We start from the raw sequence: 9808 nt of genomic DNA, 5'->3' as shown, positions 1-9808 counted from the left end.
GAAAATCAGCCTCATGTATTTCCAAACGATAAAATCAAAGGTTATGAACTACATCATGATAAGCAACAATTTTCCAATAAAAGCGCTGAGTCCGTAAAAACCATCTAAATCCTTACAAAACCCTCCTTAAAGTCCCATTATATAAGGGATAGGGTGTATGGGCGTGGGATTTTGCAAAACTTTCTGGAAATACCTGGCAACCATATACCGATTATATAGAAAAGTTTTTCCAATTTTCTACACCCTTGCACCCGGATACAGATTTGTTGGGAGTTACAAGCGGATTTTCAATGGGTTTTAGTTCGTCCACCCGTCCATTTTCTATAGGGATTGGATGGGTGGACAGTAAAGATCAAATTTATGTGTCAATGTTTCAACCATGTTTCAACCAGACATAAAAAAGGGGCCTTGGTGACCTTCCAAAACCCCTTTCCTTTTCTCTTGTGGGCGTTGATGGATTCGAACCATCGACTTCTTGCTTGTAAGGCAAGCGCTCTGAACCAACTGAGCTAAACGCCCTTTTATTTTTATAGCGTTGCAAATATAATGCTCTTTTTTTATTCTCAAAAAAAATAAATGAAAATTTTAGCCCAAGGTCCATTATGTATGGATTTCAGGTATATCTCCTGAAGCTGTCCAGAAGATGCATGACTTGTTCGGTGCTTCCGCTGATAACCTTTTCAGGGTCTTCGGCAGTTAAAAAATCAGAAAATCCCGGGATTCGGGATGATTGTTTCTTGCTGATTCTCCGAAAGCCCATAGACCAGTCTGGGAAGGCCCGCTTTTCAATAGATTCTTCCAGAAGTTTTACTATATTGGTGTGTCGGGTATCCTGCTCAATATCTTCGAATAGATTATGAATGGTTTTTTCTGCTCCCTCAATGACCTGTATGAAATTCAGGTCATTATAAAGAAGGAGCCCGGTCACATTCCGTGGTTCATTCTTTTTTCGGATCCCTGCCAGCAGTGCATCAAGTTCTTTTTCGGACAAGGCCTTATAGGCGAAGCTTACATATACAATGTGTATCAGATCAGACATGGTTATAAAAAGATATGGCTCCTAAACAATGAAAGAACAAATTTCTGCCTGAAATGTTCAATGAATTTAAAATGAAAAGGGTGCCAAAAGTCTTGATAAAAAAACCCGTTCACTTGATTTTTCGTTATGAGCATTTTGTTTGTTAATCTGGCTGTTTTTCAGTATATTGACTGATTTCTTCATGTAATCAGCAAACAAAGCATTTCCCGGGAGTGTTGATCTTATAACCACAACGGTTACAATGGTATACGATATTCTCGGTTGCCGTATCAGGGAAATATTGCTTACAAGTTTAATAAAATTTTACAGATAGGGATGCGGAATAGAAGGTCTTGTTAATATTGTGTTAATCATCTCATTTTACGATGAAAGAACGGGTAATCCGATTTTGTTTGGTTTCAACAATGAGCATATAAGAGCCGGACGTGAGTGGAGAAATATCAATGATTTCTTGATTTGATGTCAGGGTTTTTGCCATTACCTCATTGCCCAGAATATTGACAATCTGTACCCGATATACATCCGCCTTGATCCCTGTGCGGATATTGATTTGATCGGTTGCAGGATTGGGATATATCATCAATTGTCCTTTTTGTTTTGGGGTGATCTCTATAGTGGCCCGGGTAGTATCTGAATGCCCGAATCCGTCATAAAGGGAGTAGGTAAAGGAATCCTCTCCGAAATATTTTTTGTAAGGATTGTAAACAAATGATCCGTCCCCTGATATATTCAGGGTTCCGTGCTTTGGCCAGCGAACCATTCCCAGACTGAATGGGTTGCCGTCTATATCAAAGTCATTTTTTAATATCCCATTTTCTTTTGATACTTCCAGGGTTCCGTTCTCTTTCACGGTATAGGAGTCGCAGAATGCAACAGGCGGGTTATTGAACTGGCCGATCCGGTTTTTGATGATGGAATAGGATGCCTTTTTCACAGTTTTTACATCATCAACGGTATTCCAGCTATCCCATTTATATCGGCTCTCAGGTGCCATCTGATTGTTGTTATAAAATACAGATATGGCGATACCATCCGAGATGGTATCTTCGGTTACGGAGGTTGTGCGGTCATCATGGATCACATTCATGGTACTGGGATCAACAAAATGAAGCAATGTCCAGGGTAGCCGGATTTCAAGCTGTTTGTCCGATATCATAACGGCATCCTTACTGGAAGCAGGTTGATTTCCAATTCTGGTATTCATTTTCCCTATATATTGGACATCGAGCGTACCGATATTATTTTTCCACCGCACGATATTCCACGGAGCGCCTGTGGTTGGGACTGATCGGTATAATTGTTCCGGCGAGGAAATGCCAAATTTAATTCCGAAAAGATCATAAGCTTGTGTGACAAAAAGTTCGGCATCATGATTGGTGATCTTTAATGCAAATTCTGCCCTGTGTTGAATGGTGTCCCCCGTAGGCAGTATTCGTTCTCCTAAATCTTCAGAATAAGTATCAAGGGCTATCCAGATCGAATCATCGGGTTGTATTGTTTCCTTCAAAGCAAGCCGAAGACGAAAATATGAATAGTCGTGGGTCACGGAAATGGTATCGATGGGTTTCTCATTTTGATAAGTTTTCCACTTTTTATAGGAGACCGGTTCTTTTTCAAATTTTAAGAGCCCGAAATTTTGTTCGGCTGCCGTTACATTGTGCCAAAAGGGTCGCCGGTGGGATAAATAGTCCATGGGGGTGGTAACCCAGGTGGGTTTCCACCATTCATCAATCCAGGAAAACTGAATTCCACCGCCACACCGGCTTTCGAAAATATTCTGCAACAGCCGCATATTTGCTTCTCCCTGTTCTACCTCGCTTTTGCCTCCGTGATGGGTTCCGGTATGGGAATAATGGGCTATGCCCCAACTTGAAGGTACTCCGAATTCGGCAATTATTAATGGAAAACGGTCATAGTGATTTTTAAGGTCGTACAAATATCCAAGATAACTGTTCTGTCCGATATGGTCTGAAAATGACTGATAATAGGGATTGGTACTGATAAAATCGGGGTAATACGGATAGGCGTGGTAACTGGCAAAGTATCCCGCAGATGAATCCGAAAATTTTAGATTGGCAAGATCTATAGAAGCGATATCTTCATCCGTGAAGGTTTCCTGATGTTCCAGAGGATCCAGTGTGGGCCAGCTTGAAAAGCTCACCGGCCGCTCGGTGCTGTATTCCGATCTTTCGTATTGAACCAGCCTGTCGAGCCGTTGCGTTACCCAACACTCGGTAGGGGTTCCGGAAGGTAGGGAAAAAATTTCTCCCTGGTAGGAAGTGTTGTTCGGATGGTTTTCGTTTGTGGTGAGTACTTCCCTTGGAATAACTTCCCGGCCTATGATATAACCCAGAATCCATTCCGATACATCGGTCTGATATTCACCGTAGGCTTTTCCGTACCGGTGTTCTATGGAGCGGTTACCATGGATGCAGTCAATGGCTTCCCTTATCTGGAGGTCGAATGTATCGGTTAAAAAGTGCAGGTCATCATTATAATCCGGAAGACTACCTTCCAGCCAAATTCCCTGGAAGACATACAAAGGCTTTTTGGGGTTCGCCTCATTAAAGGCATTCAGTTCTTCATAAAATCTGGGATAATGCAGCGTATAGATACGCACGACATTGTATCCTGCTTCCCGTATCTGGGAAAACCACTGCCGGTATTGTTCCCGTGAGGCAGCAAGCTGACCTGCAAATGTACCCGGAACCGCTACTCCCAGATTCATTCCTTTAACAAAGATTGGAACGTATTCACACCCGTTCCAGAGGGTCAGATGGGTTTTGTCCACCGAAAAGGGAACTTCCGGGTTTGAGCTGCATGAATTGGAAACGTTTTGGCCTTGAGAGGATTGGGCAGTTAACATAACAGCAATGAAAGCTATGACCGTTAACAGCATTTGTTTTGAAATGACGTGAATGTTTGAAAGGCCGAGTAAAGGAAGGTGCATGGGGTAATATGTTAACGGGATTATATATTTGAATCGCTGTCTTCAAAAGACAGCATTTTTTCAATCCGAAGGCGCTGTCTTCGTTCCTCCTCTGAATTTTTCAGAAAGAGTTTTTTTACTTCTTCATCATTAACCTGATTGGCCATATCATGATAAAGCAGTTCCGATCTCTTTTCTATCTCTATGGCAAATTCCAGTATATCCCGATATGCCATTATTTTAAAATTTATGGACTCATGAGATATTTGATTGATTTTTACAGAAATGGAATTCGAAAAATTACCTCCCGGATATTGCTCTCTCTTATTCCTTAATTCTGTTATGTGGGCCATTCCATAACGTACAAATTGTTCGAAAGTTTTACGTAGCTCCATATTTTCGGACATACGCGCAAATGTGTTGTAAATTTCAATGCTTTCCTCTTCCTTTTCAATAAAAATGTCGAATATATCATTATAATTGATGAAGGTTACTATTTCTTCCATAAACTGTATATGTTTTGTGCGTAAAATTAATTAATATTGGACGAAAATTTTTGTGTCCAATGCGAATTTTGATAGCCGAAAGCAATGAATTGATTGGTAGCTTAATACAATCGATCCTTGATAGAAACGGACATAGCACTTATCTGGCCAGCGATGGAATAGAGGCTTTCAGAATGCTTAATTTGAGCAATTTCGACTTGGTAATCACTGAGATCTTGCTTCCCTATTATACAGGTCTGGAAGTGCTTCATTTTATAAACAATCAGGATCATAAACCCAAAACCATTGTACTTTCATCTGTTCAAAATATGGATACTGTCTATAAGGCCTATCAACTTAATGCAGACTCCTATTTAACGAAGCCCTTTAACCCCGATCGGTTGCCCCAGGAAATCGAAATGTTGAGTATGGATATATCTGATCAGTTGGATATTGATTCACGTATCATTGTGGATGATCAGCATTTGAGTGAGGAAGCCATTCAGAAAATATTGAAGATAACCAAATACCTGATTCACCGGATTTCAATGCCTGAATTGGGTTTATACAATACCTTAACGGGAGATGCGCTATGGATAAAGCTGGTTATGTTATTTTGTATCACAGAGGAAGAGGAGCTGCCCAGGCATTTGACAAATAAGGAGGCTGAATTCAACAGATTTAAAGAAAGCCTCAGTCTGGATGTTTTACTCTCTAAAGATAAAGAGCGGGAAAATTATATTTCCAGAGTGCTAAGAGAATTTCACGTAACAAGATTTCCCGATATTCAGGCAAGCCAGATCAATGGGCTGATGGATAATCCCATGGTGATAGATGATGGTTCATTTGTACTGCTTAATGAAATGGATCACACGGCAATGGAAGCCCGGGAGATCCGTAATCATCTTGTTTATAGAGCTCCATCCTTTAATTTCAGAACAGCATCCGAATATATGATTGACACAGGCCTTTCAGTTGATGTTATGGGAATGGATATGAGAATAATTGGTATTCTCCGGAACCATCTCCGATTGAAGGTTAACGGTAACAAACTTGAGAAAAACCGGGAAGTATATGAGTTTGTGGAGCATAATATGCGCCATGCATGCGAACGGGCAGGCATACCCCTTGCTTATTTACACAAAATGCTTAAATTTAGCCAAAAAGATTCGATATCGCTCATTTTAAATGATTTATAAGTTAATTAGAGACAAATTAGAAACAAAACCCCGATTTCATAATGGATTACGAAAAAAAGCATCCCGACGATAAAATACCATTTATAAGATATTTTCTTCCTGCTTTTCTGTTGATCCATTTGTATTTTGGAGTGTTTGTTAACATTCTATATGGCGAGGAGCGTTCCCTCCCGGAACAATTGCAGGAAGCCAGACAACTGGCTTATGACCAGGAAACTCAAGAGGCACGGAAGATTGCTTATGACATACTTTCACAAGATCCGGATTATCATGATGCCCGTGTACTCATTGGCCGTACATTGATTTGGGACGAGAAGCATGATAGTGCCCGGACGGAGCTAAAAACAGTGTATGAAAAGATGCCCACGCATTATGACTGCATTCATGCCCTAATTGATTTGGAACGTTGGTCGGATAATTTTACTAAAGCTCTGGAATATGCCAATCATGGATTGGAGCATTATCCGAACGATGTGGATATGCTTTATAAGAAGGCTGATATTTTGGCTGAATTGGGGGAAAATGAGCCGGCCTCCGAAACGCTGGAGCGTCTGCTGACTATCAAGCCGGGTCATAAAAAAGGCAACGTACTTTATAAGGACCTTAATCCGGGTTTGTTAAAGCAGGCCGGAGTAGTTCATCGTTTTAGTTTTTTCAGAAAACCCTGGGTCAAAAGGTGGCATGTAACTTCATTACGGGCAGATCTGAACCTGAAAAATTCTCTTTTCATAGGGATGATCAATTATGGGAGGTTGGTTGGTTCGGGACATCCTTATGTTGATAACCCCGGCAAAGTCAATTTACAATTTCAGTTGGACGGGTATCCCCGCATTACCCCATCCGACTATCTTTACCTTAATCTGGCCTACAGCGGGTCACCATTATTTCCGGAACAGCGCTATGCTGCAGAATGGTTCCACAATTTCGACAAAGGATATGAACTCTCCGGAGGTTTCCGTGGACTGAAATGGAATGAGCCCATATTCTTCTATACAGGATCGGCTGGTTTATATTTCCGAGACTATTGGTTCGCATTGAGAACTTACATTACACCCGAAGAAAGAGCAACCGGACATACCTATACGCTCAGGGCAAGAAGATATCTGGCCACCAGTGATGATTATATTGGTTTGAAGTTGGAATATGGCACTTCACCGGAAAGCCTTGCTTATGCTGTGGATTTTGAAGAGCTCAACCGGCTTAATACAACGGGAATTCATCTGGAATACCAGGAAAATATAAAACACTGGTTGATAAAACTGGGACTGATCTACCGGAATGAGGAATTTATGGACAATAATTTCCGGGATCATATAATTACTGAATTGCGCATTATGTATCAATTTTATAATTAGCGGATCTTTTATGAATCAATTTATGTATATCTTGTGTTTGATGGGCTTGATGCTTTTCTTCACGAATCAGGCGTTCTGCAGTTATTCCACTTATAACGAGATAATTGAAGTGAATACAGAGACCAGTGATTCTACCCTGAAAGAACAATCAAAATCCGAGGTAAATAAAAAATCTACAGGTTTATTCGGAAAATTGACTGAGTGGTTGGATGAACGGATAGCCAGAAGCTCGGGCACTTCGTTTACCGGAAATTCTTTGTTCTATAAACTGGTCCCTTTTTTTACCTTCCTTATGGTTCTTTTTATTTTATCCATAATAAGTATTATGATGTTGGTTTTCAGTATAAAATACTACCGGTATTACAGCCAAAAGAAGAAAAGAAAAAGCTGGGAACTTTACAAAGAGATATTGATAAGCTATCTGAATGAGCAAAATGAATTGGATGTACCTTATTTTCCTGGCCTGCATCGTGATGCCAATAAAAGGATTCTTATAGAACAACTGTATGAACTAGCCTATATCATTTACGGGAGGATGCAGATCAAGCTGAGGTATGTTTACAGGGATAATAACCTGCAACCTTATCTGCTTAAAAAGATCAGAACAGGAGCCTGGCCAATTAAGGCTCTATATCTGAAATATCTTTCGATTCGTCCGTTCCGGGGGGAGATGTTGATCAATCTTTCCAAATTGACGGAAAGTTCAAACCCGGAAGTTCGGTTATACAGCCAATTGGCCTATATCAGCCAGTATTCGGATCAGGCGCTTTCTTTTCTTGAGGGTTATTCCCACATACTTACTGAATGGGATCAGATGAATCTCTACGAAACCATGATTCACAATTCAATACCACTGCCTGATCTGTATGAATATCTTCGATCCGGCAACGAATCGGTCATTGTGTTTGCATTGCGCCTAATCCGGTGGTACTATCTTAAAAGTAAAAATACTGAAGTCCTTTTACGGCTTATCGATCATCACAATGAGCAGATCAGGCTTGAAACCTATAAAACCATTGTAGAGCTTAGAATCCAGGGAATAGATGACATCTTTCGGTATTATTATTTAAATGAAACACAGGCTGTAAAGAAAGTGATGATCGATTATTTTATTGGTAAAAAGAAGCTGAGAAAACAAATGTATCATGAGATTCTTGAAGTAGAAACCGACAATACCATGTTGTTTTATCTCCTGGAATCCTTTTATAATCAAAGTTTAAACAATCAACAGGAGGTTAGGGCTTTGAGAGACCAGACAGAAGATCAATCCATTCGTTCCATGTGTCATCATATAATTGAAAATGCCAGTTGATATGGAAAATTTCGTTCAAAATATTATCAATGCCATTGACAACCTCATCTTGTTTTATTCTCTTATAATAACCGGCGGTTACTTTTTATTATGGCTTATTGCGGGATATTTTCTGAGCAGTTATATGAGGAAGACCCGGCCGGTGGATTATCATACAATAATCAATTCTCCTATTGCACCCGAGATATCCGTTATAGCTCCCTGTTACAATGAGTCTTCGAGTATCGTCGCCAACATCAGGGCCTTACTTAATCTGCAGTATAACAATTATGATGTGATTGTTGTTAATGACGGGAGTACTGATGACAGCCTGGAAAAAGCAATTGCCGCCTATGAACTTAAGAGGGTGAGCTATTATGTTTATGATAGACTGAGCACTCAGCTAGTCCGGGGAATCTATCGATCCACGAATAAAGCTTACCATAATCTTATGGTCATTGATAAAGAGAACGGGGGAAAGGCCGATGCCCTCAATGCAGGGCTGAATGCCTCCGGGAAACCTTATGTAGTCTGTCTGGATGTTGATTCGATCATAGAGCATGACGCCCTTCTTAAGCTGTCGCGGCCTTTTATGCAGACCCATAAAAAGAAACTTATAGCTGTAGGAGGTGTGGTTCATGTAGCCAATTCCTGTAAAGTAGAGAAAGGCAGGCTGATACAACGACGGGTGCCCAGGAAATTTTTCCCCCGGATACAGGTACTTGAATATACCCGGGCGTTTTTGATCGGCCGCATTGCCTGGAGCCATATGGACGGGCTGCTGATTATTTCCGGTGCTGTTGGAATGTTTGATAAAGAGGTGATTATACGCTGCGGAGGCTACCTTAAGGAAACCGTTGGTGAAGATATGGAGTTGGTGGTTCGTATGCGGCGTTATATGTACGAAAAAGGCATCAGGCATAAAGTAATGTATCTTCCGGACCCCCTGCTATGGACAGAAGTACCTTCCGACCGGAAAATACTGGGAAGGCAAAGAAACCGTTGGATACGGGGGACAATGGATACACTGTATATTCACAGGAAGTTGTTCTTTAATCCTAAGTATGGCGCTTTAGGTATGCTTGGTTACCCCTATTGGTTTTTCTTTGAATGGCTTGCCCCTATTGTAGAATTTTTCGGATTTGTTTATTTCCTGGTTATGGCTTTGGTTGGCCTGATAAACTGGCCCCTGTTCCTGACCATACTGCTTTTTATTTACCTTTTTGCACTCTCATTTTCCTTTTTTTCCATACTTTATGATGAGCTGACATTTCATCCCTATAAAAAACCACGCGAAAATCTGCGGCTCTTTCTGGTGGCCATGGCAGAACCTTTTCTTTATCACCCCCTGCTTGTTTATTGGTATTTAAAGGGCAATATTTCCTATATCAGAGGTAACCGGGCATGGGGAGTGATGAAACGCGTGGGTTTTGAAGAAAAAACAAATGCCAGTTGAATGCATATGCGTAGATTTACCTAAGTATTGCTATTGATTAGGTATTTTTACCTG

Annotated in this window: 7 protein-coding genes and 1 tRNA gene; 4 read left to right on the top strand and 4 right to left on the bottom strand. The window is 40.7% G+C overall.

Translation table 11 applies throughout. The features are described 5' to 3' along the window. Nucleotides 1-444: 444 nt before the first annotated feature. From KGY70_11950 to KGY70_11935, 4 genes are all read right to left on the bottom strand, one after another. A tRNA-Val gene (locus tag KGY70_11950) sits at nt 445-519 on the bottom strand. Between the two features lie 94 nt (nt 520-613). Then, nucleotides 614-1039 carry a BLUF domain-containing protein gene (locus tag KGY70_11945; GenBank protein ID MBS3775894.1) on the bottom strand — a complete coding sequence of 142 codons (426 nt, stop codon included), beginning with the start codon at nt 1037-1039 and terminating at the stop codon, nt 614-616. A 355-nt stretch (nt 1040-1394) separates the two neighbouring features. Then, nucleotides 1395-3989 (bottom strand): T9SS type A sorting domain-containing protein, encoded by a 2595-nt coding sequence (locus KGY70_11940; GenBank protein ID MBS3775893.1) that lies wholly within the window; start codon nt 3987-3989, stop codon nt 1395-1397. 20 nt (nt 3990-4009) lie between these two features. Then, nucleotides 4010-4474, bottom strand: a complete 465-nt coding sequence (locus KGY70_11935) for a ferritin family protein (protein MBS3775892.1) — start codon at nt 4472-4474, stop codon at nt 4010-4012. A gap of 59 nt (nt 4475-4533) precedes the next feature. Between KGY70_11935 and KGY70_11930 the strand changes: the two genes are divergently transcribed. Genes KGY70_11930 through KGY70_11915 form a run of 4 tightly spaced genes read left to right on the top strand, consistent with a single transcriptional unit; the run spans nt 4534 to nt 9754 of the window. Next, nucleotides 4534-5652, top strand: coding sequence for a response regulator (locus tag KGY70_11930; protein ID MBS3775891.1), 1119 nt, complete (start codon nt 4534-4536; stop codon nt 5650-5652). A gap of 41 nt (nt 5653-5693) precedes the next feature. Beyond that, a complete protein-coding gene (locus KGY70_11925) occupies nt 5694-7007 on the top strand; it encodes a YaiO family outer membrane beta-barrel protein (protein MBS3775890.1) in 1314 nt (437 codons plus the stop codon). A 10-nt stretch (nt 7008-7017) separates the two neighbouring features. Next, nucleotides 7018-8319: a hypothetical protein gene (locus tag KGY70_11920; protein MBS3775889.1), complete on the top strand. Its 1302-nt coding sequence runs from the start codon at nt 7018-7020 to the stop codon at nt 8317-8319. 1 nt (nt 8320) lies between these two features. Beyond that, nucleotides 8321-9754, top strand: coding sequence for a glycosyltransferase family 2 protein (locus tag KGY70_11915; protein MBS3775888.1), 1434 nt, complete (start codon nt 8321-8323; stop codon nt 9752-9754). The last annotated feature ends 54 nt before the right edge of the window (nt 9755-9808 follow it).

It is taken from the genome of Bacteroidales bacterium (genome assembly GCA_018334875.1).
GTDB lineage: Bacteria > Bacteroidota > Bacteroidia > Bacteroidales > UBA12077 > JAGXLC01.
The sequence above is the reverse complement of the archived record's forward strand: the minus strand, read 5'-3'. Positions and strand labels throughout refer to the sequence as shown.

What these genes read in the sequence shown, in the direction of transcription:
- KGY70_11945 (MBS3775894.1), bottom strand. Translation starts at nt 1,039, where the DNA reads ATGTCTGATCTGATACACATTGTATATGTAAGCTTCGCCTATAAGGCC.
- KGY70_11940 (MBS3775893.1), bottom strand. Translation starts at nt 3,989, where the DNA reads ATGCACCTTCCTTTACTCGGCCTTTCAAACATTCACGTCATTTCAAAA.
- KGY70_11935 (MBS3775892.1), bottom strand. Translation starts at nt 4,474, where the DNA reads ATGGAAGAAATAGTAACCTTCATCAATTATAATGATATATTCGACATT.
- KGY70_11930 (MBS3775891.1), top strand. Translation starts at nt 4,534, where the DNA reads ATGCGAATTTTGATAGCCGAAAGCAATGAATTGATTGGTAGCTTAATA.
- KGY70_11925 (MBS3775890.1), top strand. Translation starts at nt 5,694, where the DNA reads ATGGATTACGAAAAAAAGCATCCCGACGATAAAATACCATTTATAAGA.
- KGY70_11920 (MBS3775889.1), top strand. Translation starts at nt 7,018, where the DNA reads ATGAATCAATTTATGTATATCTTGTGTTTGATGGGCTTGATGCTTTTC.
- KGY70_11915 (MBS3775888.1), top strand. Translation starts at nt 8,321, where the DNA reads ATGGAAAATTTCGTTCAAAATATTATCAATGCCATTGACAACCTCATC.